General features: G+C 72.4%; 36 protein-coding genes. 33 read left to right on the forward strand and 3 right to left on the reverse strand.

The features are described 5' to 3' along the window. Window positions 1-96: 96 nt before the first annotated feature. The 3 genes from ACFYMU_RS33005 to ACFYMU_RS33015 are packed head-to-tail and all read right to left on the reverse strand — an operon-like array spanning window position 97 to window position 2646. Window positions 97-1749: a recombinase family protein gene (locus ACFYMU_RS33005; protein WP_388381350.1), complete on the reverse strand. Its 1653-nt coding sequence runs from the start codon at window positions 1747-1749 to the stop codon at window positions 97-99. Then, window positions 1746-2153, reverse strand: coding sequence for a hypothetical protein (locus tag ACFYMU_RS33010; RefSeq protein ID WP_388381352.1), 408 nt, complete (start codon window positions 2151-2153; stop codon window positions 1746-1748). Before ACFYMU_RS33010 ends, ACFYMU_RS33005 begins: the two co-directional genes overlap by 4 nt. 25 nt (window positions 2154-2178) lie before the next feature. Further along, the gene (locus tag ACFYMU_RS33015; protein ID WP_388381354.1) at window positions 2179-2646 is read right to left on the reverse strand and encodes a helix-turn-helix domain-containing protein; all 468 of its coding nucleotides are present in this window, start codon (window positions 2644-2646) and stop codon (window positions 2179-2181) included. A gap of 265 nt (window positions 2647-2911) precedes the next feature. Here ACFYMU_RS33015 and ACFYMU_RS33020 point away from each other — a divergent pair, with 265 nt between their 5' ends. The 33 genes from ACFYMU_RS33020 (at window position 2912) to ACFYMU_RS33180 (ending at window position 24449) form a co-directional block, all read left to right on the forward strand. After that, window positions 2912-3133, forward strand: coding sequence for a helix-turn-helix domain-containing protein (locus ACFYMU_RS33020; protein WP_388381356.1), 222 nt, complete (start codon window positions 2912-2914; stop codon window positions 3131-3133). Beyond that, window positions 3130-3321 (forward strand): hypothetical protein, encoded by a 192-nt coding sequence (locus ACFYMU_RS33025; RefSeq protein WP_388381358.1) that lies wholly within the window; start codon window positions 3130-3132, stop codon window positions 3319-3321. Before ACFYMU_RS33020 ends, ACFYMU_RS33025 begins: the two co-directional genes overlap by 4 nt. A gap of 68 nt (window positions 3322-3389) precedes the next feature. After that, on the forward strand, window positions 3390-3776 hold the full coding sequence (locus ACFYMU_RS33030; protein ID WP_388381360.1) for a hypothetical protein: 387 nt from the start codon (window positions 3390-3392) through the stop codon (window positions 3774-3776). Continuing rightward, on the forward strand, window positions 3773-4147 hold the full coding sequence (locus ACFYMU_RS33035) for a hypothetical protein (RefSeq protein WP_388381361.1): 375 nt from the start codon (window positions 3773-3775) through the stop codon (window positions 4145-4147). Before ACFYMU_RS33030 ends, ACFYMU_RS33035 begins: the two co-directional genes overlap by 4 nt. Further along, window positions 4144-5193 carry an ERF family protein gene (locus ACFYMU_RS33040; protein ID WP_388381363.1) on the forward strand — a complete coding sequence of 350 codons (1050 nt, stop codon included), beginning with the start codon at window positions 4144-4146 and terminating at the stop codon, window positions 5191-5193. The genes ACFYMU_RS33035 and ACFYMU_RS33040 overlap by 4 nt, the downstream gene beginning before the upstream one ends. Beyond that, window positions 5190-5831 carry a hypothetical protein gene (locus tag ACFYMU_RS33045; RefSeq protein ID WP_388381365.1) on the forward strand — a complete coding sequence of 214 codons (642 nt, stop codon included), beginning with the start codon at window positions 5190-5192 and terminating at the stop codon, window positions 5829-5831. Before ACFYMU_RS33040 ends, ACFYMU_RS33045 begins: the two co-directional genes overlap by 4 nt. Then, window positions 5828-6049 (forward strand): hypothetical protein, encoded by a 222-nt coding sequence (locus tag ACFYMU_RS33050; protein WP_388381367.1) that lies wholly within the window; start codon window positions 5828-5830, stop codon window positions 6047-6049. The genes ACFYMU_RS33045 and ACFYMU_RS33050 overlap by 4 nt, the downstream gene beginning before the upstream one ends. Window positions 6050-6612: 563 nt before the next feature. Further along, window positions 6613-7017 carry a hypothetical protein gene (locus ACFYMU_RS33055; RefSeq protein WP_388381369.1) on the forward strand — a complete coding sequence of 135 codons (405 nt, stop codon included), beginning with the start codon at window positions 6613-6615 and terminating at the stop codon, window positions 7015-7017. Further along, window positions 7014-7736, forward strand: coding sequence for a cell surface glycoprotein (locus tag ACFYMU_RS33060; protein ID WP_388381371.1), 723 nt, complete (start codon window positions 7014-7016; stop codon window positions 7734-7736). Before ACFYMU_RS33055 ends, ACFYMU_RS33060 begins: the two co-directional genes overlap by 4 nt. Continuing rightward, window positions 7733-8293, forward strand: coding sequence for a hypothetical protein (locus ACFYMU_RS33065; RefSeq protein ID WP_388381373.1), 561 nt, complete (start codon window positions 7733-7735; stop codon window positions 8291-8293). The genes ACFYMU_RS33060 and ACFYMU_RS33065 overlap by 4 nt, the downstream gene beginning before the upstream one ends. Beyond that, complete coding sequence (locus ACFYMU_RS33070) at window positions 8290-8430, forward strand: hypothetical protein (RefSeq protein ID WP_388381375.1); 141 nt, start codon at window positions 8290-8292, stop codon at window positions 8428-8430. The genes ACFYMU_RS33065 and ACFYMU_RS33070 overlap by 4 nt, the downstream gene beginning before the upstream one ends. Before the next feature lie 128 nt (window positions 8431-8558). After that, on the forward strand, window positions 8559-9071 hold the full coding sequence (locus ACFYMU_RS33075) for an HNH endonuclease (protein ID WP_388381377.1): 513 nt from the start codon (window positions 8559-8561) through the stop codon (window positions 9069-9071). Next, window positions 9071-9586 (forward strand): single-stranded DNA-binding protein, encoded by a 516-nt coding sequence (locus ACFYMU_RS33080; RefSeq protein WP_388381378.1) that lies wholly within the window; start codon window positions 9071-9073, stop codon window positions 9584-9586. The genes ACFYMU_RS33075 and ACFYMU_RS33080 overlap by 1 nt, the downstream gene beginning before the upstream one ends. A gap of 88 nt (window positions 9587-9674) precedes the next feature. Beyond that, window positions 9675-10280 carry a hypothetical protein gene (locus tag ACFYMU_RS33085; protein WP_388381380.1) on the forward strand — a complete coding sequence of 202 codons (606 nt, stop codon included), beginning with the start codon at window positions 9675-9677 and terminating at the stop codon, window positions 10278-10280. Between the two features lie 181 nt (window positions 10281-10461). Then, window positions 10462-11328 carry a hypothetical protein gene (locus ACFYMU_RS33090; protein ID WP_388381382.1) on the forward strand — a complete coding sequence of 289 codons (867 nt, stop codon included), beginning with the start codon at window positions 10462-10464 and terminating at the stop codon, window positions 11326-11328. Further along, window positions 11325-12119 (forward strand): hypothetical protein, encoded by a 795-nt coding sequence (locus ACFYMU_RS33095; protein ID WP_388381384.1) that lies wholly within the window; start codon window positions 11325-11327, stop codon window positions 12117-12119. Before ACFYMU_RS33090 ends, ACFYMU_RS33095 begins: the two co-directional genes overlap by 4 nt. A 205-nt stretch (window positions 12120-12324) precedes the next feature. Beyond that, on the forward strand, window positions 12325-13641 hold the full coding sequence (locus ACFYMU_RS33100; protein ID WP_388381386.1) for a hypothetical protein: 1317 nt from the start codon (window positions 12325-12327) through the stop codon (window positions 13639-13641). Between the two features lie 61 nt (window positions 13642-13702). After that, on the forward strand, window positions 13703-14146 hold the full coding sequence (locus ACFYMU_RS33105) for a hypothetical protein (protein WP_388381388.1): 444 nt from the start codon (window positions 13703-13705) through the stop codon (window positions 14144-14146). An 84-nt stretch (window positions 14147-14230) separates the two neighbouring features. Further along, entirely contained in the window at window positions 14231-14635 is a 405-nt protein-coding gene (locus tag ACFYMU_RS33110) for a hypothetical protein (RefSeq protein WP_388381390.1), read from the forward strand. Between the two features lie 237 nt (window positions 14636-14872). Further along, complete coding sequence (locus ACFYMU_RS33115; RefSeq protein WP_365127216.1) at window positions 14873-15064, forward strand: hypothetical protein; 192 nt, start codon at window positions 14873-14875, stop codon at window positions 15062-15064. Window positions 15065-15083: 19 nt separating this feature from the next. Then, complete coding sequence (locus tag ACFYMU_RS33120) at window positions 15084-15758, forward strand: helix-turn-helix domain-containing protein (protein WP_388381391.1); 675 nt, start codon at window positions 15084-15086, stop codon at window positions 15756-15758. Beyond that, the gene (locus tag ACFYMU_RS33125; RefSeq protein ID WP_388381409.1) at window positions 15644-16897 is read left to right on the forward strand and encodes a PBSX family phage terminase large subunit; all 1254 of its coding nucleotides are present in this window, start codon (window positions 15644-15646) and stop codon (window positions 16895-16897) included. The genes ACFYMU_RS33120 and ACFYMU_RS33125 overlap by 115 nt, the downstream gene beginning before the upstream one ends. Before the next feature lie 12 nt (window positions 16898-16909). Then, window positions 16910-17134 carry a hypothetical protein gene (locus ACFYMU_RS33130; protein WP_388381393.1) on the forward strand — a complete coding sequence of 75 codons (225 nt, stop codon included), beginning with the start codon at window positions 16910-16912 and terminating at the stop codon, window positions 17132-17134. A gap of 49 nt (window positions 17135-17183) precedes the next feature. Beyond that, a complete protein-coding gene (locus ACFYMU_RS33135; protein WP_388381395.1) occupies window positions 17184-18596 on the forward strand; it encodes a phage capsid protein in 1413 nt (470 codons plus the stop codon). 37 nt (window positions 18597-18633) lie between these two features. Beyond that, window positions 18634-20856: a phage minor capsid protein gene (locus tag ACFYMU_RS33140; RefSeq protein WP_388381397.1), complete on the forward strand. Its 2223-nt coding sequence runs from the start codon at window positions 18634-18636 to the stop codon at window positions 20854-20856. Between the two features lie 4 nt (window positions 20857-20860). Continuing rightward, window positions 20861-21040: an Rmf/CrpP fold protein gene (locus ACFYMU_RS33145; protein ID WP_388381398.1), complete on the forward strand. Its 180-nt coding sequence runs from the start codon at window positions 20861-20863 to the stop codon at window positions 21038-21040. A gap of 116 nt (window positions 21041-21156) precedes the next feature. Continuing rightward, entirely contained in the window at window positions 21157-21909 is a 753-nt protein-coding gene (locus tag ACFYMU_RS33150; protein ID WP_388381400.1) for a hypothetical protein, read from the forward strand. A 70-nt stretch (window positions 21910-21979) separates the two neighbouring features. Beyond that, on the forward strand, window positions 21980-22837 hold the full coding sequence (locus tag ACFYMU_RS33155; protein WP_359251914.1) for a phage head protein: 858 nt from the start codon (window positions 21980-21982) through the stop codon (window positions 22835-22837). 20 nt (window positions 22838-22857) lie between these two features. Beyond that, window positions 22858-22983 carry a hypothetical protein gene (locus tag ACFYMU_RS33160; protein ID WP_388381402.1) on the forward strand — a complete coding sequence of 42 codons (126 nt, stop codon included), beginning with the start codon at window positions 22858-22860 and terminating at the stop codon, window positions 22981-22983. A gap of 3 nt (window positions 22984-22986) precedes the next feature. Further along, window positions 22987-23376, forward strand: coding sequence for a hypothetical protein (locus ACFYMU_RS33165; protein ID WP_388381404.1), 390 nt, complete (start codon window positions 22987-22989; stop codon window positions 23374-23376). Then, window positions 23373-23690 carry a hypothetical protein gene (locus ACFYMU_RS33170; protein ID WP_388381405.1) on the forward strand — a complete coding sequence of 106 codons (318 nt, stop codon included), beginning with the start codon at window positions 23373-23375 and terminating at the stop codon, window positions 23688-23690. Before ACFYMU_RS33165 ends, ACFYMU_RS33170 begins: the two co-directional genes overlap by 4 nt. Then, window positions 23687-24040 (forward strand): hypothetical protein, encoded by a 354-nt coding sequence (locus ACFYMU_RS33175; RefSeq protein WP_359251908.1) that lies wholly within the window; start codon window positions 23687-23689, stop codon window positions 24038-24040. The genes ACFYMU_RS33170 and ACFYMU_RS33175 overlap by 4 nt, the downstream gene beginning before the upstream one ends. Then, complete coding sequence (locus ACFYMU_RS33180; RefSeq protein WP_388381407.1) at window positions 24033-24449, forward strand: minor capsid protein; 417 nt, start codon at window positions 24033-24035, stop codon at window positions 24447-24449. Before ACFYMU_RS33175 ends, ACFYMU_RS33180 begins: the two co-directional genes overlap by 8 nt. Window positions 24450-24616 lie beyond the last annotated feature (167 nt).

The following is a 24616-nucleotide window of genomic DNA, read 5'->3' on the forward strand; positions in this document are numbered from 1 at the left end:
CGTCGCAATCCACACCGAACCGGAAGGCCCTCACCTGTTCAAGATCCCTCAGCCGAGACCTGGCTCACCCGTCCACAACCTCCCCGGACAGAACATCTAGGCGTCGGCCCAAGGGTCGGGCTCCCACACAGGGTGAAACTCGTAGGTGCGCACGAGACTCCATTGTGCGCCCTGGTCGCTCTTGCGGCTGTTGATCACGATGCGGCGCAGCAGGCGGCGCAACATGGCGTTCTGCTCGACCGCGTGCAACGCTTCCCACTCCGCCATGAGTCCGACGATCAGGGGTCGGAACTCCTCGCGGGTGGGTGTGGCCTCGACCTCGCTAAGCGACTGCAAGTGCTTGACGAGATTGGCTTTCTGACCGAGGAACTGGTCGCGGACGCGCGCGAACGAATCGGCCGGGTACTTCTCGGGGTCCATCGCGTTCTCAGTCACCAGGCGGTCGAGGGCGGCGTCGATCCTGGCTATCTCCGCTTCTGTGCGCGCCCGTTCCTCGACCAGTCGTGCGCGAGGGTCCGGCGCGGTGGCCGGCGCGGTGCGCTGCTCGGGCAGGGACGGCGCGGTGTCGATTTCCTCGGCGACGTTCTCGGCGAGCCACTTCCGCACCTCGGCCTCGACCTCGTCGCGGCGGACGTACACGCCCGGTTCACAGGCGGACTTGCCCTTGTTCTTGTGGTTGAAGCAGACGAACGTGTGCCCGGGGATGTATCCGCCGTTGGGGTCGCGTCCGGAACGGGCGACGGTCGTCCCGCGGCAGTGTCCGTGACGCATGATCCCGGTGGTCGCGTAGGTGGCGCGGCGGGCCCGTGGGGGCGTCTTCTTCGTCTCCTTGCGGTGTTCCTCGTACTCCTTCCACTGGTCGGGGGTGATGAGTGCCGGTTGGGCCCCGGGGAGCCACAACATGCGGCCTTCCTTGCACCCCGAAAAGTGCTCCTGCCCCAGCTTGCAACGGCACTCCGGGTCGTGGACGCGCAGCAGGCCGGCGGCGAACCCTGAGTCGAGGTACCGCTGAACGGTGTTGACGCCCCATCGGTTCCCGCGCGTGGTGGGAATCAGTAGTTCGTCGTTCAGCCAGTGCGCGAGCATGGCGAACCCCTGCCCGGCGAGCTTGCGCTCGTACAGCTCGGCCGCGATGGGCGAGACGTCGGGGTGCCGTTCGTAGCGTTCCTCTTGCAGCCGTACGCCGTTGGGCGCCGCTGGGTCGGGCACGCGCCTGGGGTGCCAGATGTACCCGAATCGAGGGCGGCCTGTGGCGGGGAGCTGCAACGCCCGTCGGTGGGCGTGCGTCTCCTTCCACTGCTCGCCGGCGCGGTCCGACTCGAACACGGCGAGGTCAAACAGGATGGCGCGGTTGAAGCGTCCGACGGCCGTACGGGCGTCGACTTCTTCCGTGGCGGACGCGAGTTGGCCGCCGGCATGTTCGAGCCGTGCGAGGTTGATCGCGATACCGAGGTCGTTTCGACCGAAGCGACTGAACTTCCATACGCCGATGCCGACGGCCTCGCGGTCCTCGACGCGCTGGATACCGCCCATGATCTTGCGTTTGAAGTTCCGGCCGGTCGCGTCAAGGTCGATGATCCAGTCGATAATCCGGCGCCCCGTACGGGCCGCCCATGACTCGATGGCCGACTGTTGCAGCTCTGGACTGATCTTCTCCTCTCGCCAGGTTGAGACTCGGATGTAGCCGAGCCACGGCTCGCCCATGGCAAGCGAGCCGCGAAACGTTGCGGGTGTCTCCGCTGGTGTCATACGGCTTTCCTGTTGTCGTCCTCTTCATCGTCGTGCGGCCGGATCGGTCGCACGTTGCCGGGAAGATCCGCGCTTCGGATGATCGAGATCCCTTGCGTGTCTTCTTCCTCGGCGCCCTCGCCCCCGTCCGGCGGTGCGTCCGGGGTGTCGAGGAGTCCCAGGGATACGTGTTGCAGCGCGAGCCGGTAGCCGGCGCTGTGCGTCTCGGCGAGCTGGTAGTCGCTCGCCTGCGTGGCGCGGTAGGCAATGCAGTAGCAGACGGCAGGGATAGCAGTGATCAGCACGACCAGGCCGAGACGAAAGCCGTCGTAGTGGTCTCGGATGACCCCGTGTATCGCGGTCGCGGCGCCAAGAAGCAGGACGGCGACGGACGGGACGTAGAGGCGTCGTGCGAGGGGGGTCATGTGTACGCATCCTCCGTGCTTTCGTTCATTCGGCGAGTTGTTGCTCGCCTTCGTCTGGTGCGGGCCGGCGCAAGGTCTGTGCCATGTTCACGAACACCTTGCGTTCGGCCGGGTCGGTGATGCCGAGTTCGTCGGCGGCCTGCTCTGGAGTAAGGCGCCCGCCCGGGGGCGCGGTAGGTCGTTGGACTGCCGCGAGTTCGTCGGGGGTCAGGACGCCGGCCTTCACCAGCACCTCGGGATACGGCACCTGGATTGCCTCGGCGAGCGTTCGCAGGATGCGGGTATCCGTGGGCATCTCGCCCCTGAGTAGGCGGGTCACCGTGGAAGCGCTGAGCCCCGACTTTGCAGCGAACGCGGAGCGTCCGCCGCTGCGAGGGCCGGACAGGTTGAAGCCGAGACTTTCAAGCCTGGCAGTTAGCCAGTCGCCGAAGTCGGCTGGGTCTGTAGACGCATGAACGGGCGCAGGGGTTGTACCGCGCTTGCTGTTTTTCATGGTTGAAATGTAGCGCGAGAACCATTGGATGGACACGCCAAGTTCTAGACACGCTGTTTCGCCCCATATCGCCCCCCTAGCGATCGGCTGACGTCGGAACCCTTCCCTTCGGTTCGTACGTCTGAGCGATTCTTGTACGTCAGTCACCACGTGTCAACGCGCATTCCCGATCGGTCACTGTCAGCTAACTTTCGAACTTGAAAGAAAGGTGTTAGCTTTCAGTCCTGGCAGATAGCTGCCGAGACCGAAAGGAACGGTGCCTTCCGTGCCTCCGTACGACCGCGCCCTCTTGCACTCCGCCGCCCACATCCGCGGCATCAAGAACCCGTCCCAACTCGCCCGCGAGGCCGGCCTGTCCGTCCCCACCGCATGGCGTATCTGGAACGGCGTAGGCGCTCCCCGCGGCGACCACGCCGACCGCGTCGCCGACGCCGTCGGGATCTCCGCGTCGAGCCTCTACCACCGCGCCGCCGGGGCCGCCGCATGAACGCCGTGATCCCCCGCAGCCAGGCGATAGCCGACGCCCGCGCCGTCCTCGACCGCGCCCGCCTCCGGATCGCTCGCGACCGCGCCGCCGGTCGCCTCTCCCCCGAGCACGAACTGATCATTCGCCGCCTCGAACGCCAGCAGCGCCGCAACCGCGCCGCCGCCCCCGTCGAGCGCACCGCCGCCTGAACACACGAAAGGGCCGCCCGGATGCGACCCGGACGGCCCCTCTCGACCGACCTCGAAAGGCAACGATCGTGAACACCCCCAAGCGTACCGAGTCCAGCGCCCCCCGAGCCGTCCAGGCGTTGAAGGGCGCCGCCGCCGCGCGCCGCCGCGTCGAGTTCGTCGAGGTCGTCGCCCGACAGCTCGACCAGATCGCCCCCGGCACCGTCCGCGTGCGCGTCGTCCCCGTCACCCGCGACGGCCGCCGCCGCACGTGGGTCGTCCTCGACTCGGCGAACGGCCCCGTCGGCGCCGACCGCGAGGCCCACCGCGCCGCGTACGGCCTGCTCACCCGAGCGTTCCCGGGCGCCGACTGGAACGTCGCCCGCACCTACGACGCCCGGACCGGCGAACTGTCCGTCGACGAACCGACCGCCCCGGCCGCGCTTGGCCTCGACACCCCGGAGGCCCGCGCATGATCCGGCCCCAGCTCACCAACGACGGGACGGCCGTCCGCCTCCCTCTCGCCGAGCACGTCGACCCCCTGGTCGACGACCTCGCCATCGCGTACGCCGCCGACCCCGACACCGTCGGTCGACTGCTCGCCGGACACGCCGCCGCCGTCCTCGCCCTCGACTTCGCCGCGTGCAGCGAGACCGCGACGGACTACGGCCGCGCCATGCGCGCCGCGGAGGCCGACGGCACCCGCGAGGCCCTGCTCGACGAACTGCCGCCGCAGGTCGACCCCACGTACGCCCCCGACGACGCGATCACCCTCGCCGGCCGCATCACTCGATTCGCCGCCGCCATCCGCCACCGCACCGCCCCGGAAGGAACCACCCGCCCGTGACCGTCACCGCCCTGCCCCTGCCCAACCTCCCGGCCGTCCCGACGGCCGCCGCGGTCGCGGCCCCGATCTACCAGCCCGCGCCCGTCGGCCCCGCCGAGGGCACGCCCAATGTGTTCGGCGCCATCGCCGCCGTGATGCGCGACGTGATGCCCGTTGCGAAGGACAAGGAGAACACCCAGCAGCGCTACAAATTCCGCGGTATTGACGACGTCATGTCCGCCATGGCGGGCCCGCTCCGCGCGCACGGTGTGTTCATCCTGCCGACGATCGCCGCCCACCACGCCGAGCGCCGCGGCGAGAAGATGACGCACGTCACGATCACCATGCGGTATCACGTCTACGGGCCCGCGGGTGACTGCCTCACCGCCGAAGTGCCGGGCGAGGCAAGCGACTTCGCCGACAAGGCTACGAACAAGGCCCAGTCCGCCGCGCTCAAGTACCTCTTGTTCACCCTGTTCATGATCCCCGTGGACGGCCGATCGGTCGACGACGGCGACCGCGACCACCCGGTCGAGCCGACCCCGGAGCACCGCGCCGAACGGCAGCAGCACCAGCAGCGGCGCGGACAGCGCCAGCAGCAGCCGCGCCGCAGCAACCGCGCCGAACCGGGCCCGTGGGAGCAGCCGCAGCAGAACCAGCAGCAGCCCCAGCGGACCGACTACCTCGCGCACGCCGAGCGCGCCAACTCCCCCGAGCAGTTCGACAAGATACGGGCCGCCGCCGTACAGGCCGGCGCCCCGGCCGACTACCTCGCCCAGCTCGACGCCGTCGCCGCACGCAAGCGGGGCGCCGCCCAGGGGCAGCAGCAGGGACAGCAGCAAGCACCCCCGCAGCAGGGCGAGCAGGCCCCGCCGCCGAGCGCGCCTAAGTCCCCGGAGGTCGCCGCCGCGGAGGCCGAGAACGCGCTCAGGCTCGCCGCGTCCCGCGCGAACCTCCCCACCCTCGACGCCGATTTCGAGCGCGTGCACGGACTGCCGATCGCCCAGGCCGGCGCCCAGCAGCTCGACGCGTTCCGCGCCATGATCGAGAGCGGGGGCGCCCGGTGACCGAGCAGACCGAGCCCCAGCAGACCGAGGGCAAGCCGACCGCGCCCGACCCGATCGTCGTCCGCGATGCCGTGACCCGTCAGGCAGTGCTCGGCGCCCTGCTCGACGAGGTCAAGAGCGCGTACAAGGACGCCAAGACCGCCGCCGACGACCTGCTCGACAAGGCATACAGGGCCGGCGGCACGACGAAGTTCGACGCGTTGCTTCCCGACGGGACGAAGGTCGGTTCGTCGTCCCGTCAGGGAGGCGAGCGGGAGGCCCAGGTCGTCGACGAAGAGGCGTTCCGCGTATGGGTCCGAGACAACTACCCGACCGAGCACGTCGTCGAGTTCGTGCCCGCGCAGGTGGTGACCGCCGTACGCCCCGGTTTCGCGGGGAAGGTGCTCGCCGAGGCGACCGCGGCCGGCACTGCGAAGTACGTCGACCCGACCACGGCCGAGGTGCACGACGTGCCGGGCGTCGAGTTGAAGCCGTCGAGGGCCGCCTCGCACCGACTCACCTACACCCGCGGCAGCAAGGCCCAGCCTGCCGGCGGGCGCGACCTGGTCGCCGCCGCGTGGCGTGCGGGCGCCCTGGTCGAGCACCTGCCCGCCCTCGCCCCGGCCGCGCCGCCGGCCGCCCAGGGTGATGCCGCGTGAGGACCCGCGACAAGGTCGCGCAGGCGATCGCCGAACGCCACCCGAACGTGCCCGGACAGCTCGCCGTCGACGTCCCGGCCGGCGAGGACAAGCCGCCGAAGGTGTGCGAGTACGGCAACCCCAGGTGCGGAGCCGTCCCCGTTCGCTTCTACGCGAACGGCCACTTCTGCGACAACCACCCCGCCGGCCGGCCCGCCCCCCGCCGCACGGCCCCGTGATCGGTCCCGGGGCGAGGAGACCGACCGCGCCCTCGCCCCGGGCGCCCCACCCCCGACAGGAGCGACACCCCGTGACCCTCGACGCCATGGATTGGGTGTGGACCCGCGCGAAGTCGCGCGGGAACGCCCGCCTAGTCCTGCTCGCCGTCGCCGACGCCACGACCGGCCCGGACGCCACCACGCGCATGGGCACGGCCGAGTTCATGCGCCGCCTGAACGTCTCCCGCTCGACCGCGCGGGCCGCCGTCGACGCCGCCCTCGCCAGTAAGGAACTGGTCGAGGAGGAGCCGGCCAAGGGCAGCCGCGCGACGAAGTACGTCATCCCCGGAGCCGTCGGCTACGTCCGCGGTAGGGGACCGGAATCCGGCCCCATAGCCCCGGAAACGACCGGGCCGAAATCCGGCCCCCTAGCGGCTACCGGACCGGATTCCGGCCCCTCTACCGGACCGGAATCCGGTCCCGCCGAGGAGATGCCCGACACCCTCTTTGGGACCGAGATTCGGCCCCCTATGGGACCGGATTTCGGCCCCCATCACTCACCCATAGATGGAGTGAGTGAAGGAGTGAGAGAGCGCGGGCGCGAGGTCGCAGTGATCCCGGAGTTCGCTCGCCCCCTGGTCGACCAGATCACGGCCGCCCAGATCTACCCCGCGTGGACCCTCGCCCCGGGCGAGTGGGTCGTCGTGCACGCACTGATCAAGCGATCCGGCGCCGACATGCTCGCCGCCGCCGCCATGCAGGCCGCCCAGCGGGCCCGGAACGGTGTCGCACACGCCCGGTACTTCCTGCGGGCGTGGCAGGCCCTACCGCCCGCCCCCGCGCCCGGCACCGTCCCCGCCGCCGCCCCGGCCGGCCCCGCCCGCGGTTCGAACGTCGTCCCGTTCCCCGGCGCCGCCGGAACCGGCCGCGTCGCCCAGTCGACCGACTACCTCGCCCAAGCCCTCGCCGCCATGGAGGCCCAGCAGTGACCCCCCGTGAAGTTGCCGCCCTGCTCGCCTATGTGGTGAAGCTCGACCCCCGCCTCGCCCTCGACGACCAGGCCGCCGCCGGCGAACGCCTCGCCCAGTGGTGCGACCTGCTCAGCGACGTGCCGGCGACCGCCCACGGGTGGGACGCGGCCCGCGTCGCCCGCGACTACATCGCCCGCAACCCGTACCGGATACAGCCGTCGGACGTGTCCCGGCCGTGGCACGCCCACAAGGCCGACGCCATGTCCCGGCACGTGGGCACGTTCGAGCCGACCGCACATCCCGAGGTCGACCCCGACGACCGGTTCGGGAACGCCTACGTCGCCGCGCTGCGTGCCGAGCGCGTCGCCATCGCGTCCGGCCAGCAGGCGCCGACCTCGCACCGCGCCCTCACCGCCGGCCCGGCCGCCGCCGAGGTCGAGCGCCGCCTCGCCGCACTCGGCGAGTACATGCCGCGCACCGTCGCCCAGGCCCTCGCCGAGTTCCGGCCGCAGCGTGCCGAGCGCGAGCGCCTGGCCCGCGAGGACGCGCCCGACCCGCTCACCGTCGCGTGCACGTGGTGCGACGCCGCGGAGGGCGATCCGTGCCGGGGCAAGTCCGTCAACCCCCGTAACCAGCAGACCCGTTACCGCCCGATGGGCAAGCCCCACCCCTGCCGCGTCGAGGACGCGACCGCCGCGCACCTCGCCCGCCGCAACCGTCAGGAGGCACACGCATGAGCCCCACCCCGAAGCAGGCCCGCCAGCACCGCCGTAAGGCCGTGGCCGGCGACCGGACGAAAAATGTCACCCTGTGGCGCGTCGAGGCAAGTTGGGACTACCGGCCCGACGCCCCGGTCGTGATCCGGACGTCGGACAAGAAGCGCGCCCGCCGCGCCGTCGACGGCCTCGCGCACAAGGGCGCATACGTGATCTTCCAGGAGCACACCGGTTGGGACACGTGGCGCACCGTGCGCGAGGTCGACGGGGCCGCCTTGCTCGCCGAGCGCGACGCCGAGCAGGCCCTCGCCGCCGCCGGACACCCGCCGACCCCGCCGGCGTACCGGCCGGACGCCGAGGACCGTCACCGGACGTGGCTCGCATGGATGGACGCCCGCGCCGAGAGCGACCGCCGCGCCGCCGAGCAGGCCGCGCGCGAGCAGGCCGAGGCCGACGCCCGCCGCCGGCGCCTCGCCGCGGAGGCGAGCCGGCACGCCCGGTCCCTCATGAGCGCGCCGGCGATCGTCCGGCCAGAGAACCGGCAGCGTGCCCGGCACATCACCGGGGCGCAGCGATGATTCCCGCCGCCCTCGCCGTCGTACGGGCCGCCGTCGAGGACGCGCAGCGCGACGACGTCGACCAGGCCGAGGAAGTCGTCGCACGGATCGAGGCCGAACTACTGGCCGAGGGGTGGACGCTCGCCCCCAGCGCCTAGCGGGACAGGGGGGCGCATCCCCGGAGACAGGGCGCCCCCTCGCCTGCTAGCTTTCTGTCTTGGCAGGTACTTACCTGCCGAGAAAAAACATCCCGCAGGCGCCGCACATCCCCCGGAGGTACGTCCACATGGCCCGTAGCACCCCGGCCGAACGGTTCGCCGCCAAGACGACCACCGGCCCCGTGCCCGCCGCCCTGTCGACCCCCTGCCGCCTCTGGCCCGAGACCGCCCTCGACCGCGACGGCTACGGCCGTTTCTGGCTCGACGGCCGGTACGTCCCCGCCCACCGCTACGGCTACGAACAGGCCCGCGGACCCGTCGGCGACGGCCTCGAACTGGATCACCTGTGCAGCGTCCGCCGATGCGTCGCCGACGACCACCTCGAACCCGTCGACCACCGGACCAACGTCCTGCGGTCGACCGGCCCGTCGGCCATCAACGCCCGCCGCAAACGGTGCGTAAACGGCCACGACCTCACCGACCCCGCGGTCGTCCACATCAGCTACCCCCCGTCGCACCCCAACGGCATGCGCAAGTGCCGGGCGTGCGCCCGCGACCGCGCTCGACGCCCCCGCGAGCAGCAGCTCGCCCCCGTCGCCCACCTCACCACGACCCACCACCCCGAGAGGACCGCCGCGTAATGGCAGGCGAGACCGTCATCACCGTCATGGGCAACGTCGTTGCCGACCCCGAGCTGAAGTTCACCCCGTCCGGCGCCGCCGTGGCGAACTTCCGTATCGCCAACACCCCCCGCACCTTCAACCGCGACACCAACGAATGGAAGGACGGCGACCCCCTGTTTCTGGGGGTCAGCGTGTGGCGCCAGCAGGCCGAGAACGTCGCCGAGTCCATCCGCCGCGGCGACCGCGTGATCGTTGTCGGTCGACTCACGCAGCGCCAGTACGAAAAGGACGGCGAGCGCCGTTCGTCGTACGAGATCCAGGCCGACGAAGTCGCCCCCTCACTGCGCAACGCGTCCGCCGCCGTGACCAAGAACAGCCAGAACGGCGCCCAGAACGGCCAGCAGAACCGCCAGCAGGGACAGAGCCAGGGATACGGCCAGCAGTCCTACGGCGCACCGCAGGGCGACCCGTGGGCCAACGGCCAGTCCGCCGCAGGCCAGTGGGGCAGCGCAGTGAACGAGCCCCCGTTCTGACGTCCTCGCCGCGACCGGACGCGGGCCGCCCATGCGCGCGCCCGCACGCGGATACACCCCACCACTGACACCCCGGAGGGCCCACGCCATGACCCGCATTCCCGACGCCGTCGCCGTCGCCTCACTCGACACGCACCGCCTGATCGTCGCCGTCCCGAACGAGGGACCCGCGGAGGTGTCGTGCAACCTTCCGCGCCCCGTCGCCGCCGACGTCCTGCGCCAGCTCGCCGACAGCCTCGACAGCGAGGCCGGACGCTGCGCGACCGCGCTCATCACCGGCCAGCCGTGCCCCGTGCACGACGCGCCCCGACCGAGCGCGCAGGCCGACGGCCGCCGTCCGACGATGCCCCTCGACCCGTCCGACGTGCGGGCCGCCCTCGACTTCAACGCCGGCCGCGCCGACCAGGTGCTCGCCTCGCTGCGCGACGTCCTGCTCGACGTCGACGTTCCCCGCGGCCCCGAGGAAGCCCTCGCCGCCGCTCGAATCCTGCTCGACGCGCACGCCCGCCAGATAGCCGCCCTGGTCGAGGCGCACCACCAGACAACCCGAGCCCGATGGGGACTTACCCGCTCGACCCGCGGCCTGCTCACCGGGTACGAGGGCGCCCGGAAGATCGTCACCGCGTACGCCGACGGCCTCGCCGACGAGCAGGCCCTCGCCGAGGGCGCAGCGAACGAGCAGGCCCCCGAGTGACCCCGGCCCGGACGTGCAGGGCGTGCCGGCGCCCCCTCGCTGCGCCCTCGCCCGACGGCTACGGCCCGAAGTGCCGGCGCAAGCACCAGCCGCCCGCCGTCCGGGCCCGCCGACCACGGCGACCGCGCCGCGCCCCGATCGAACAGCCCACCCTCGACGACGCACAGGAGCAGCAGCACCCATGACCCCCCGCCCCCAACAGCGCGCCCCCAAAGGCCGCAACCGCGACCGCACCGACCGGCGGGCCGTCCTCGACGTTCTGCTCGCCCGTGCGCAGCGAGGCGTACTGTCCACCGCCGAGGGCGCCCTACTCGCCCAGCACGTACGGGAAGAACAGCGCCTCGCCGACGAGAACCGTCGCGCCATGGCCGGCACGACACAGGCCCTCGAACGCCACCGCGAGGCCGCCGACGCTGCGATCGTCGAGGCCGAGGAGCGCGCCGCCGCCGCCGAGCGCAAGCTCAGTGATTCCGAGACCCTGGGGCACAAGCTGTTGCAGCGCGCCGAGAGCGCCGAGCAGCAACTCGCCGACGTCCGCGCCCAGTTGCACGACGTCAAGGCCCGCCGCGACGACGCCCGCGCCGGCCGCCAGGATGCCGAGCGCGCCCTCGCCCGCGTACGGCAGGCCCAGACGCTCGGCGACGCCCTCGCCGTCGTCGCCCAGTTCGACGGCCTGTCCCCCGAGGCCGCCCGCGCGCACGGCCGCATCCTCGACCAGGCCGATACCGTCGAGGCCCGCCTCGCCGAGCAGCAGCGCGAGCACGACATAGCCCTCGCCACCGAGCGCCGCCGCGGCGACGGATGGCAGCGGCACGCCGTCGCCACCGACCACAGGGCCGACCGATACCGGACCGCGTGGCTCGCATGTCGCCGCGACCGCAAGGCCGACCGCGCCGCCATGGCCGCCGAACTCCCCGCCGTGCAGGCCGTACACGGCGCCCTCGCCGTCGCCGACGAGCTGTTCGTCGCCGGCCGCACCCCGGCCGAGCGCGCCGCCGGCCGCCGCATCCTCGCCCTGTTCGCCACCACCACGGAGCAGCCCCGATGAACACCGCCACCGACCGGGGCCAGCAGGCCGCCGACGACCTCGCCGCCGTCCGCGAGCAGTGGGGCGACCTGCTCGCCGCCATATCCGAGCCGCCGCGCCTCGCCGAATGGATGCCGTACGAGCGCCGCGGTTTCCTCGACCAGGTCGCCGCCGAGGACCGCGCCGGCGACGAGCCGATCGTCGGTCGTCTGCCCCTGGTCGTGCGCGAGCACCCGGCGCCGGCGAATCTGCGCGCCCTCGACGCCGCGGTCGCCGTCGAGGCCGAGGTGTTCGCCATGTGCGACGCCGTCGCCGAGCAGGTACAGCGCAGCGTCGACCGCACCGACGCCCGACTGTGGAGCCTGCCCACCGTGCGGGCCGCGGAGTGGCAGCACCAGGCCGACCGGATCGCCGACCGCATCGGTTCCCGCGCGCACGGGCTGCACTGGGCATGCGTCTACCTCGCCGGCCGCGCCCTGTCCGAGCCCGACGGCGAGCTGTTCCGGATCACGCCCGCGCCCCTGCTCGACCAGATCGTCGCCATGGCCAGCAGCGCGCGCCGCCGCGTCGAGGGTGCGCTCGGCCGCGAGGGGAGGACGCTCACGCTCGACGACCGGTGCCCGTTCTGCAAGGGCGGCACGATCACCGTGCACAACGGAGGAGGCGACCCGCGGGCCGCCGTGGCGACCTGCTCGACCGGCCCCGTGTGCCCGGCACCCGTGGCCACCGAACGGGGCCGTAGGGCGTGGCGAGGGGCCGACCTGGTCGCGTTGTGGGTGGCGATCAACGCCCGGCGCACCGTGCCCGCGTAGGCCCGCGCGCAGGCGTACACGCCCCCGGGAAGCGCTCGGCCCCGGGGGCGCAGCCATGCCCGATCACGGTTCCGTAACGCTTGCTGCACTCATTGCTGTAATCGTTGCTGCAATGGCTACTGTGAGCATTCCTGACGGGTCCTCACCCCGGCAGGACCGCCGGCCCTCACCCGGCACCCACACCAGCGACCAAGGGAGCGACCCCATGGCCACCGTTACGATTCCCGGCGCCCTCGCCGACTACCTCACCGACCGGTTCATCAGCGACGACGAGACGCGCGACGTCCTCGACGCCGCCCGCCGCGGTCGCGGCCGAACGCTGGTCATCGAGCCGACCAGCACGCGCGTACTGCACGTCATCAGCCGCTTTGCCGAGCACATCCTCGCCATCCCCCGCGCCTACACCCGCGCCACGCGCGACGCTGCCCGCCTGTGGATCACCCGCGCGGGCAACGCGCCCGCCCTCATGGTCCACAAGTTCGACAGCACCGAAGACGCGTACAACCGCACCCAGTGCGGCGACGACATCCGCGACGGCGACGTTCTGGTCGTCGAGCGCGAGGGCGTCGTCGGTTTCCTCCGTAGCGCGTGGCCGGCCGCCATCACCGCCGAGCGCGGCGAGCTGCACGGCATCGAGGGCGACCCGCGCACCCTCGACGACGGCCAGTACGTCGCCAGCATCGAGGCCGCCGAGGAGATCGCCCGCGAGCAGGGGTTCACCCTCGCCACCGAGCAGCAGCTCGACGCCGTCGAGGTCGAGGTCGCCGAGCAGTTCGCCCACACCACGCGCGCCGTCGACGCCGTCGAGTACGCCGAGCAGGTCGAGGCCGCCGTCGAGACCGTCGAGGACGCCGAAGCGCTGTACGCCGCCCAGTTGGTCACGGAGGCCGACGCCACGGCCGGCACGTGGCAAGGCTCATGGATCGGCGAGCAGCCGGCCGCCGACACCCTGTTCGACGTCGAGCGCCCCGCGGAACAGGGCGCCCTGTTCGACGACCGCGCCGCCGCGCCGGCAGCCGTCGAGGTCAAGGTCGAGCGCGCCGACGTCGTCGCCCCGGAGGTCACCCGCGCGTCGGTCGACGCCTACCTCGCCCGCGAGTACCCCGCCCTGTTCGCCCCCGAGCAGCGCCAGCCCCTCGCGCTCCCGCCCGTGCAGATGTGGGCCGTGACGCACCGCGTTGTGATCCGTGGCGAGTGGCAAGGTCTGATCATGTGCGGACTCGGCCGCCGCGAGGCGCAGGACCGCGCCGACGCGCTGCGCTACACGGGCAGCAAGGATGTTCAGGTGGTTCCTTGCGAGCACGGCCCCCACGCCCACCGCGACGCCCAGTTCGCGGCACGCTGCGAAGGGTGCGGCTACCGGATTCCCACCGGTACCGACTGGCACGACGCGTGCCGGCCCCGGCCGCGCCCGACGCCCCTCGACCGGGCCCGTCGCGCCGCCAAGATCAGCGCCCAGTACGACCGCGCCCTCGACGCGTCCGCCGCCGTGACCGATCTCGACGGCGAGCCCCCGTTCTGACCCGTCCCGACCGGCCCGCCCTCGCACGGGGGCGGGCCCCGACCCGACAGGAGCACCGCAGATGAGCAACGAGCAGACCCCCAGCGAGCAGCCGCCGCCCGAAACGGCCAGCGACCGCCTGCTCGCCGACATGCTCGGCCTGTTCAACAAGTACGAGCGCGAGACGGCCGCCGCCCGCGCCGCCAAGGGCGACCCCAACCCGTACGACCTCGCCCCCTACGAGGACGTGCACGGCCTCACCAACGAGTACGAGGCGGCACTCGCCAGCGACGACCCCCGCGCCCTCGACCAATTCCTCGACAACCTCGCCGAAGACTTCCACCTCGAAGACGTGCGAGCCCTACGCATGGCCACCGCCGCCGTGCAGGCCGCCATGGGCCGGATCGCCCTCGCCGCCCGCGTGAAGGGCATGAGCCCCGACCGGATCGCCGCCGAGACCGGATACACCGCGAGCCGGATCACTCAGTTCATCCGCGAGGAAAAACAGCGCCTCGCCACCCCGTAGGCCCGCACACAGAGCGGGCCCGCCCGGTTCCTCACAAACCGTATGGGCGGGCCCTCACCACAGAGAAGGAGCGACCCAACCCCAATGGCTACCCCGCAGAGTACCCAGCGCCGCGCCCAGCCGATCGCCGGCACCCGACCGTCCGTCCGCCTCGACGAGGAGTTCGCCCGAGACCTCGCCGTTCTCATGGAGACCGGCGACGACCTGACGACCGCCATGCGGACGGCCGTCGGCATCGTGGCGAACATGTACCGGACCGCGTGGCACTACGAGATCGTTCCCGTCGGCACCGCGCCGACGCTCGGCCCGTACAAGTTCATGGAGAAGCCGCCGTTCGTCGGCCCGCCATCCCTCCCGACCGTTGACCACAACGGCCCCACGTGGACGCTTGGCAGCAGCTTGACCAGGACTGATGACGGCCGTCGGCAGCAGCAGCCGCCCCGGCCGCCGCAGCGTCAGCAGGCCGGCCGACCGCCCGTCCGCCCATAGCCGACGCGCGAGCAGCAGCACGGCGCCCCGCCCGCCCGATCGTCGGCAGGCGGGGCGCCACCGTCAGCAGCCGCGCCGACCGGTCGCGGGCCCGCCCACGCGCGCGAGTTGCGCCGTGACCTTTCCGTGACCTATTGTTGGCCGCGTCTTCGGCGTGCCCGGAGACAGACGACCACGACGCCCCGCAGGCCCACCGCCGCGGGGCGTTTTTTCATGCCCTCATCCGGGAGGCTCCGCGTGATCTTCAAGGTTCGCCCCGACACCGCCCGACTCGGCCAGGACGCCTACGAGGCGTACGCGACGGCCGTAGAGAACCGGTCCGTAAGCGGCGAGGAACTGCCCCCGTGGGTCGAGCTGACCCGCCCCGTACAGAACGCGTGGTCGCTCGCCGCCGAGGCCGTACGGCACCGCGTCGAGCTGAACGCGTAGACCGAGCAGGGGGTGAGCCATGGCCCGCCCCATCACCGACCAGGACCGCCGGCGCGTCCGCGAGCTGCACGCGCAGGACAAGAGCCGGAACGAGATCGCCCGGGAGATCAACCGGTCGCCCTCGACCGTGTCGAAGATCGCCGCCGCGTTCGACCCGCCCCTCTCGTTCGACCGCGCCCCGCAGGTCGAGGCCGCGACCCGAGTCCGTACCGCCGACCTCGCCGCGCGCCGCGCCGCCCTCGCCCTCGCGCTACAGGCCGACGCCGAGCGCCTACGAGGACAGCTCTGGTCGCCGACCATCTACGGCGAGTTCGCCGGCAAAGAGGGGCACTGGCAACACGTCAACCTCGAACAGCCGCGGTTCGTCGACCAACGCCAGATCATCGCGTCGGTACAGACCGCCGTCGGTACCTCGCTGCGCCTCGCCCCGGCCGAGGGCGGAGAGAACGCCGAGCAGGTGCGCAGCATGTTGGGCGCGCTCGGCGAGGCACTGACGCAGGCCGCCAACGACGACCAGGCCCACGACGACGACGGGGGCGCCGCCGGGGGGGGTGAGCCGCGTTGCTCGACCTCGACCGGTTGCCCCTGTCCCGTAAGCAACTCCGCAGCATCGGGCAGGCGACCGCCCGTATCAACCTGTGGCACGGGTCCGTTCGGTCCGGGAAGACGATCGCCTCGCTACTGGCGTTCGTGATCGCCGTCGCCACGGCCGGACCATCCGGCCTGATCATCGTGGTCGGTCGGTCGCTCCAGACGATCGAGCGCAACGTGTTGGAGCCTCTACAGGACCGCGCGTTGTTCGGGCCCCTCGCCCGGCACATCGTGCACACCCGGGGCGCCACGACGGCCGTGATTCTGGGGCGCACCGTCCACCTGATCGGCGCCGCCGACGCGCGCGCCGAGGGCCGGCTACGTGGCCTTACCGCCCAGCTCGCCTACGTCGACGAGGCAACCCTGTTGCCCGAGGCGTTTTGGACGCAGCTACTCGCCCGCCTGTCCGTGCCTGGCGCGCGCCTGTACGCCACGACGAACCCCGACTCGCCGCGCCATTGGTTGAAGGTCGGATACCTCGACCGCCTCGCCGAACTGGACATGCGGGCGTGGCACTTCAAGTTGGCGGACAACCCCAGCTTGTCGCCCGAGTACGTCGCAGCGCTCGCCGCGGAGTACACCGGTCTGTGGCGAAAGCGCATGATCGAGGGCGCATGGGTCGTCGCAGAGGGCGCCATCTACAGCGAGTGGGACGAAGACCGGCACGTCGTCGACCAACTGCCCGTGATGCGACGGCACTTCCTCGGAATCGACTACGGCACGACGAACCCGTTCTCGGCCGTCCTGCTCGGCATGGGCGACGACGACCGCCTGTACGCCGTCGCCGAGTGGCGATTCGACTCCCGCACCGCGCACCGGTCCATGACCGACGCGCAGTACAGCGCCGCCGTCCGGAAGTGGCTTGCCGACTACCGGCCGCCCGACGCGGGCCCCGGGGCCGGCAAGGGCGTGATGCCCGAGTGGACGTTCGTTGACCCGAGCGCGAAGTCGTTCAGCACCCAGCTTTGGCACGACGACCACCAGGGCGTAGCGCGCGCCGACAACACGGTCGCCGACGGCATCCGGTCCGTGGCCGCCCTGTTCGCCGCCGACCTGCTGTTCGTGCATCGGTCCTGCGAGGGACTGCTCGGCGAACTGCCCGGCTACTCATGGGACCCCAAGGCGAGCGAGCGCGGCGAGGACGCCCCGTTGAAGGTCGACGACCATTCCGTCGACGCGCTGCGCTACGTGATCCACTCGACCGCCCACGAGTGGCGGCACCTACTCGCCCAAGCCGCCTAGGAGGTCGCCGCCGTGGCATCCACCCCGCCCCTGTCCACCGTGCTGCACCTCCCCGTACGGCTCGACGTCGCCGGCCACGTGGCCGAAGTCGGAACGATCCAACTCGACACAGGCAAGCCCACATGGCCGCAGGTCGCCGACGCGCTGCGCGACCTCGCCGACGCCCTGGTCGCCGCCGCCGACTCCCCGCCCGACGAAGACGACGACCAGGAGGTGAGCACCGATGGCACTTCCTGACGCCGGCGCAGCGTGGCCGCCCCCGCAGTGGGCCCCGTATTACGCCGAGATGCGCACCGATGACGCCTGGTACTCCGGGGACCGCCGCCGGATCGCCCGCGCGTGCGGCGAGGAGGACACCGCGCAGCACCGCCGGGGCCCGTGGAACCGTCGCCGCGAGCAGCCGCGCCGGACCCGGCATCGGCTGCACGTGCCGATGCCGTCGGATATCGCCTCGACGTCCGCCGACCTGCTGTTCGGCGACATGCCGACGATCAAGGTCACGGACAAGACGACACAGGAACGCCTCGACGTCCTGGTCGACGAAGGGCAGTTGCAGCAGATCTTGCACGGCGGAGCCGAGCAGGGTTCCGCCCTGTCCGGGGTCTACCTGCGTTCCACGTGGGACCGCGACCTAGTCGACCGGCCGATCCTGTCCGTCGTGCAGCCCGACAACGTCGCCCCCGAGTTCCGATGGGGGATGCTGCGCGCCGCCACTTTGTGGCGTGACCTCCCCGGTTCGACCGCCTCGACGATCTTTCGCCACGTCGAGCGGCACGAGGTCGGGCGCATCCTGCACGGCCTGTACGTGGGCACCGCCGACAACCTGGGGCGTGCCGTTCCCCTGTCCGAGCACCCCGAGACGGCCGACCTGGTCGGAAGTCTCGGCCCGGACGGGGTCAGTGTCGACACGGGCATCCGCGACCTGACGATCAGCTACGTACCGAACATCGGGCCCAACCGGCTGCACCGGGCAAGCCCCATGGGGCGTAGCGACTTCCAAGGCATCCGCGACCTGTTCGCCTCGCTTGACGACGTGTGGACGTCATGGATGCGCGACATCCGCCTCGCCCGCGCCCGGCTGATCGTCCCTGACGGATACCTCCGTGACTACGGGGCCGGACAGGGAGCGTCGTTCGACGACGACCGCGAGGTCTGGCACTCGCTGCGCATGCCGCCCACCGAGGGCAACGGCATCACGCTGAACCAGTTCGAAATCCGAGTTGACGAGCACCAGCGCAGCGCCGAAGCGCTCATGCGGCAGGCCGCCCAGTCCGCCGGCTACAGCGCCCAGTCGTTCGGCCTCGACGGCGGAGGACAGCCGATCACCGCGACCGAGGTCGACAGCCGCGACGCCCGGTCCATGGTGACCCGGAAGAAGAAGGCCGGGTATTGGCGGAACCCCCTCGCGCACAGCCTGCACGTTCAGTTGCAGCTCGACGCCGTGCACTTCGGGCAGCGCATCACACCCGAGCGCCCGACGGTGGCGTTCGGCGACGGGGTCGCAGAGTCCGAGCAGAACACGGCAACCACGCTCGAACTGTTGCAGCGCGCCGGGGCCGTATCGACCGCGACCAAGGTCCGATGGCTGCACCCCGAATGGGAAGACGGACAGGTCGACGCCGAGGTCGCCGCGATCCTGCGCGAGACCGGCGCCGCGGACATGGCCGACCCCGGCGGGACGTACCCCCTCGCCGCGTAGGACGACCAGGGGGTGAGCCGTGCCGATTCACCCGGGCATGGTTGAGGATCTGGCCTCGACGACGCGCGACCTGTACGCCGGCGCCGAGGAACGGCTGTTGGGCATCATCGCGCGCCAGCTCGCCGCCGGCCTCGAAGCGCCCGGGTGGGTCGAGGCCAAACTCGCCGCCGTGCAGCAGGTGCGCCGCGCCTCACAGGCCGTCGTCGACGAGTTGGCCAAGGCGACCACCCTCGAAGTGTTCGACGCGGTCGCCGAGGCGTACAACGTCGGGCACCGGTCCGCGGTCGCCGAAGTCGGCGCCCTGTCCGATGACGCCCGCCGCCTGGTCGACGACCGCTTGCCGAACGCGCAGGCCGTCGACCGCCTCGCACAGGAAGCCGTCGACGTCGTCACCGCGACGCACCGCGGCATCCTGCGGGCCGTCGTCGACACCTTCCGCGCCGTCGTCTCCCGCGTCGCCGCTACGCCCCTGCTCGGCACCGGCACCCGCCGGCAGGCCGTGCAAGACGCGCTGCGCCAGTTCGCCGACGCCGGTATCCGGGCGTTCGTCGACAAGGCCGGCCGCCGCTGGTCGCTTCCCTCGTACGCCGAGATGGCCGTACGGACGGCGACCGCGCGGGCCGCGACCGAAGCGCACATGCGCACGCTCGCCGAGCACGGCGTCGACCTGGTCGTCGTCTCCAACTCGCCGCGCGAGTGCCCGCTCTGCCGACCGTGGGAGCGCACCGTACTGACGATCGGTGGCCCGTCCGGGCCGCGGACAGTCGAGGTCGAGCACGCCGTCGAGGACGGCCGCATGGTCCGCGTGGACGTCGCCGGCAGCCTCGACGAAGCGCGCGCCCGAGGGCTGCAACACCCCAACTGCCGGCACAGCGTGTCCGCGTACACCCCGGGTCTGACCACGGTGGAGGACGCCGAGCCGGACCCAGACGGGTACGAGGCCGGCCAGCGACAGCGCGCCATCGAGCGGAACATACGCAAGTGGAAGCGCCGCGAGGCCGTCGCCACCAGCCCGGCCGAGAAGCGCGCCGCCGCCGCCAAGGTGCGGGCGTGGCAGGGCAACATGCGCCAGCACCTCGCCGACCATCCCGACTTGCGCAGGCTCAGGCACCGCGAGCAGCCCGGGGCGGGGAACCTCCCCGAGAAGCGCCCGCCGCTTGCGCCCGAGCAGGTCGAGCGCGCCCGCGTGTGGTCCGGCGACGAACGCACGTTGCGCGAGATGGACGACGACCAGCTCGCCGCCGCGCTGCGGACGCCGCTCGACGACCGCGCCCGCCGTCGGATCGAGGCCGAGGCCGACCGCCGCGATACCGAGGCCCTGCTCGACCGCGCCGCCCCCGGCGGACGTCTAGCCGAGGACCTGCTCGGCCTGTCTGACGACGACCTCGCCCGCGTGTGGTCGCACGTCGACGACCGCGACCGTGTGCGGATCATGGCCGAGACCGACCGACGCGACCGCGCCGGGCAACTCCCCGACGTCCGGCCCGACCTGGTCGGTCTGTCCGACGAACAGCTCGCCGCCCGATACCGGGCCGCCGGCGACGGTCCCGAGGGCGCAGCGATCGCCGCGGAGGCCGCGCGCCGCGACCTGCTCGGCCGCCTGTTCCCCGGCGGGAACCTGCTCGACGACCTCGCCGCCGCCGGCGACGACGACCTCGCATGGGCCATGCAGTACGCCGACGAGCGCGAGCTGTTGCGTATCGCCGGCGAGATGGACCGGCGCGACCGGATCGAGCTACCGCCCCCGGCCACGACCGGGAACGCCGTCGACGACCTGCTCGCCGACCGCGACGCCCTCGCCGAGACCATGGGCGAGCGCACCCCGGACCCGGACGCGTGGGGCGCCCTCGACGGCACCCCGCCGCCGGCCGCCGACGCGTCGTTCTGGGACGACCTGAAACGGGCCGCCGCCCGCCTGTACCGGGACGACGGCGACCACGACGAGCGGCACAAGATCACCCGCCGTGAGGCCCGCGCCCTGTATGACGAGTACGTGTATCGGCAGTACCTCGCCGCCGAGGACGCCACAAACGGGTACCTGCTCAACAAGGCCGCCCAAGCCGCCGGGCACAACCCGGCAACGCTGTTCAGCGGTCCGGCCCGCATCGCGTACGCGCGCGCGTCGGACGAGCTGAAAGAGTGGTGGGCCGAACACGGGCGCCTCACACAGGCCGAGTTCATCGAGCAGGTGACCGGCAAGGCCCAGCGATGGGCCGACGGCGCCCGTAAGAACGAGTCCGACCAGCAGAACAAGAGGTGACCCCATGGGCGCGCGCGAGGACATCGTGAAAGCCACCGCCGACGGCCGCGAGGCCGGCGAGCGGGGCGACCCACCGACCGTGTGCCCGCACCCCGGATCGTCGACGCTGCGGACCGCGTGGATACGCGGATACGCCCGCGCGCGACCCGTCGCCGACGACGTCGACCAGGACGTCGCCGACTAGCTGAACACCGAGCACCACCCCGGAGGGGGCCCGCCAGGAGCGGGCCCCCTTTTCGTTGCCCGCATCCGGCCGGCGCCAGGCGCGCACGGCCCCTGACACCGTCTCAGGAGGACCCCGTGTCGACTCCCACCCCCGCCGCTCCCGCCGCCCCGGCCGCGCCGCAGACTGCCCCGCAGGGCGCCCCGCAGACGCCCCAGGTGCCCCAGGCCCCGCAGCAGCCGCAGACGCCCCAGGCGCCCGCGCCCGCCCCGCAGCAGGGCGCCCCGCAGACTCCCGCACCGCAGACCCCGGCCGCACCGGGGGGCGAGCCGCAGGACGTCGCGTCGCTTCCCGAGTGGGCCCAGAAGATCATCCGGGACACCCGCGCCGAAGCCGCGGACTACCGCACCCGCTACCAGGCCGCCCAGCCCCAGCCGCCGGCCGCGCCCCAGGCCCCCGCGCCCGCCCCACAGCAGCCGGCGCCCGCGGCCGACGGCGACGTCGCCCGACTCCCGCAGTGGGCGCAGCGAGCCGTGACCGACGGACAGGGCGCAGCGCAGCAGCTCGCCTTGCAGACGGCCGTGATCGCCGCCGCCCCGGCCGCGGGCGCCGACGTCGCCCGCCTGCTCGACTCGCAGGCCGCCATGCGCGCGCTCGCCGCCATCAACCCGGCCGACCCCGCCGCGGTGAAGCAGGCGATCGAGGGCGTGCTCACCACTCACCAGCACCTCGCCGCGGTCCCGCAGACCGCGCCGAAGGGTGGCGCCGACTTCGGCACCCCGGGCCCCGGAGCCGTCACGGCCGAGCAGTTCGCCGCCATGTCGTACGCCGAGCGCGTCGACCTCCACCAGTCCGACCCCGAGACGTACCGGCGACTCGCCGGCGCGTAACCCGCCCGGCGAACGCGCCGGGCCCCCAACCGCCCGGCGACCGCGCCGGAGAGAGTGAGCACTGACACCCATGGCCAAGACCACCAGTGCCGCGATGATCGTCCCCGAGGTCTGGGGCGACATGGCACAGGCCCAGTTCGTCGGGAAGGTCCGCGTCGCCGGATCGTCCGCCGTCGTCGAGGACAACACCCTTGAGGGTGCCCCCGGCGAGGAGATCGAGTTTCCGAAGTGGGGTGCGCTCGGCGACCTCGACGAACTCGACGAGGCAACCCCCATGACCCCCGTGGCCATGTCGACCAGCTCGGCCAAGGCCGTGATCAAGGAGGTCGGTAAGGCCGTCGAGATCACCGACAAGGCCAAGCTGGTCAGTCTCGGCGACCCGGAGGCCGAGGCCCGCCGGCAGTTCGGCGTACTGGCCGCCCGCAAGGTCGACGCCGACCTGATCACCCAGGCCCAGGCCGACGAGACCGCGCTCGGCGGAGCGAACCCGCTCCGCTTCAACGCGGGCGCCGGCGTCACAAAGTTCTCGTGGCTCGGCGCCGTCGTCCCCACGATCGCCATGTTCGGCGACGAGTGGGAGCCGTCCGACTTCGCCGGCCTGTACCTGAACAGCGCGCAGTACGCCGACGCGCTCGCCGACGACCAGTTCGTGAACGCCGCCAAGCTCGGCAACGGCGCGTCCGCCGCGGTGACCGGCAGCATCGGCCGTATCGGTGGCGTGTCCGTCTTCCTGACGAACCGCGTCGCCGCGGGCAAGTTCCTGCTCATGAAGAACGGCGCGCTCGGCCTGCTCTACAAGCGCCGGCCGCTGGTCGAGTCCGACCGCGACATCCTGGCGCGCTCCAACGTCGTGACCACGACCCTGCACTACGCCGTCAAGCGACTGGACGACAAGGGCGTCGCGGTCGGCACCCTCGCCACCACCTGATCAGGAAGGAGGGCACCGCCGTGATGCTGCGCCGCTACCACCAGCCGCCGGACGACGATCCGGACGGCACGGAGACCGAGACCGACGCCCCGCAGGCCGACAAGCCCGCGGGGCGTTCGCGTTCCCGGACCAAGAAGGAGGACTAGGCCGTGCCCCGGATCTACGCGACGCCCGAACAACTGAGCGCGTGGACCGGGCAGCCAGCACCGGAGGGCGCCGAGCGCCTGCTCGCCCGCGCGTCCGAGGACGTCGACGATGCCCTGTTGTGCGCCGTCTACGCCACGGACGCGGCCGGCATGGCGACCGACCCGGCCGTCGTGCAGGCCCTCGCGGACGCCACGTGCGCGCAGGTCGAGTACCAGCTCGCCACGGGCGACGACGGCACCGGAGCGGCCGGCCGATGGGGCAGCGTCTCTATCGGCCCCGTGTCGCTCGGCGACCGTCGGGACGCCCCGGCCGCCGTCGGCGACCTCGACCTCGCCCCCCGCGCACACCGCGCGCTCCGCCGCGCCGGCCTGCTCCCGGGGGTGATCTGGTGAGGGTCCCCGCCTACCTGCTCCGCCACCGGGTCACCGTCGAGCCGTATCTCGGCGACGGCGCGTACGGGCCGCAGTACGGGCCGCCCGTCGCCGACGTGCCCGCCCTGGTGTCCGGGGCCCGCAAGGTCACCCGGGACAGCACCGGCGCCCAGGTACTCAGCACGGCCCAGGTGATCGCCGGCCCGGACCTCGACTGTCCGGCCCGCTCCCGCCTCACCCTGCATGACGGCCGAACCACCACGGCAATCAGCGTCGCCCACCACACCGCGCCGGGACTGCCCGTGCCCGCCTGTACGGAGGTGATGTGCGAGTGACCGCCCGCGCCCGCCTCACGTGGAACACCGCCGCCGCCGTCCGCGGCACCCGCGCCGGCGCCGTCCGCGGCCTACGCCTCGCCGCCGAGCATGTGCTCGAACGCGCCCGCGCCCGCGTGCCGATCGAAGAGGGCACCCTCGAACGCTCCGGAGTCGCATCCGTCGACGAGTCGTCCCTGACGGCCGGCGTCAGTTTCGACACGCCGTACGCCGTCCGCCAGCACGAGGACATGACCTTGCGGCACGACTCCGGGCGCACCGCGAAGTTCCTCGAAGACCCCTTGACCGAGGAGGCCGGGGCCGTCGAGGAGATCATCGCGGCCCAGGTGCGGAGGTCGCTCCGTGGCTGACCTGCTCGACGGCCTCGCCCGGTATCTGCACGGCCGCGACCTGCTCACCTACGACCCGACCGGCCTCGCCGGCGACACGTTCGTCGAGACGATGCCGCCCGGCCCCGACCAGGCCGTCGCCCTGTCCCTGTACGACGGCACCCCGCCGCAGACCCGCGACGACGCCGACACCCCCCGCCTACAGGTGCGCGTACGCGGCACCGCCGACCCTCGCGTCTCCCGCACCCGCTGTACGGCCCTGTACCGCGCGCTGCACGGCCTCGCCGGCGTCGAGCTGCCCGACGGCACACACCTAGTCCTCGCCGCGGCCCGCGGCACCCCGGCCCCGATGGGGACCGACAGCACCGGCCGGCACGAGCACGTCGTGAATTTCGACCTCGACGTGACCGGCCCCACCGACACCCCGTAAGGAGGCCCGCCCCATGGCAGGCACGAGCAGGCCCATTGACGCCCGCGGCTGGATTTTCCAGGTCGAGGACACCGGGCGGTTTCCAGCAGTGGTCGCGAATCAGCTGATCAATGGGCCTGCGAGGCATTCTCTCATGGCCTCGGCGGGGGTCTTGTCGCCGAGGACGA

Origin of the sequence: Streptomyces sp. NPDC007264, from assembly GCF_042869095.1 — a bacterium.
Taxonomy (GTDB): Bacteria; Actinomycetota; Actinomycetes; order Streptomycetales; family Streptomycetaceae; genus Streptomyces.

Coding starts and splice junctions, on each gene's coding strand:
- ACFYMU_RS33005 (WP_388381350.1), bottom strand. CDS start 1,749: ATGACACCAGCGGAGACACCCGCAACGTTTCGCGGCTCGCTTGCCATG.
- ACFYMU_RS33010 (WP_388381352.1), bottom strand. CDS start 2,153: ATGACCCCCCTCGCACGACGCCTCTACGTCCCGTCCGTCGCCGTCCTG.
- ACFYMU_RS33015 (WP_388381354.1), bottom strand. CDS start 2,646: ATGAAAAACAGCAAGCGCGGTACAACCCCTGCGCCCGTTCATGCGTCT.
- ACFYMU_RS33025 (WP_388381358.1), top strand. CDS start 3,130: ATGAACGCCGTGATCCCCCGCAGCCAGGCGATAGCCGACGCCCGCGCC.
- ACFYMU_RS33035 (WP_388381361.1), top strand. CDS start 3,773: ATGATCCGGCCCCAGCTCACCAACGACGGGACGGCCGTCCGCCTCCCT.
- ACFYMU_RS33065 (WP_388381373.1), top strand. CDS start 7,733: ATGAGCCCCACCCCGAAGCAGGCCCGCCAGCACCGCCGTAAGGCCGTG.
- ACFYMU_RS33070 (WP_388381375.1), top strand. CDS start 8,290: ATGATTCCCGCCGCCCTCGCCGTCGTACGGGCCGCCGTCGAGGACGCG.
- ACFYMU_RS33075 (WP_388381377.1), top strand. CDS start 8,559: ATGGCCCGTAGCACCCCGGCCGAACGGTTCGCCGCCAAGACGACCACC.
- ACFYMU_RS33080 (WP_388381378.1), top strand. CDS start 9,071: ATGGCAGGCGAGACCGTCATCACCGTCATGGGCAACGTCGTTGCCGAC.
- ACFYMU_RS33085 (WP_388381380.1), top strand. CDS start 9,675: ATGACCCGCATTCCCGACGCCGTCGCCGTCGCCTCACTCGACACGCAC.
- ACFYMU_RS33090 (WP_388381382.1), top strand. CDS start 10,462: ATGACCCCCCGCCCCCAACAGCGCGCCCCCAAAGGCCGCAACCGCGAC.
- ACFYMU_RS33095 (WP_388381384.1), top strand. CDS start 11,325: ATGAACACCGCCACCGACCGGGGCCAGCAGGCCGCCGACGACCTCGCC.
- ACFYMU_RS33100 (WP_388381386.1), top strand. CDS start 12,325: ATGGCCACCGTTACGATTCCCGGCGCCCTCGCCGACTACCTCACCGAC.
- ACFYMU_RS33105 (WP_388381388.1), top strand. CDS start 13,703: ATGAGCAACGAGCAGACCCCCAGCGAGCAGCCGCCGCCCGAAACGGCC.
- ACFYMU_RS33110 (WP_388381390.1), top strand. CDS start 14,231: ATGGCTACCCCGCAGAGTACCCAGCGCCGCGCCCAGCCGATCGCCGGC.
- ACFYMU_RS33120 (WP_388381391.1), top strand. CDS start 15,084: ATGGCCCGCCCCATCACCGACCAGGACCGCCGGCGCGTCCGCGAGCTG.
- ACFYMU_RS33135 (WP_388381395.1), top strand. CDS start 17,184: ATGCGCACCGATGACGCCTGGTACTCCGGGGACCGCCGCCGGATCGCC.
- ACFYMU_RS33140 (WP_388381397.1), top strand. CDS start 18,634: ATGGTTGAGGATCTGGCCTCGACGACGCGCGACCTGTACGCCGGCGCC.
- ACFYMU_RS33145 (WP_388381398.1), top strand. CDS start 20,861: ATGGGCGCGCGCGAGGACATCGTGAAAGCCACCGCCGACGGCCGCGAG.
- ACFYMU_RS33155 (WP_359251914.1), top strand. CDS start 21,980: ATGGCCAAGACCACCAGTGCCGCGATGATCGTCCCCGAGGTCTGGGGC.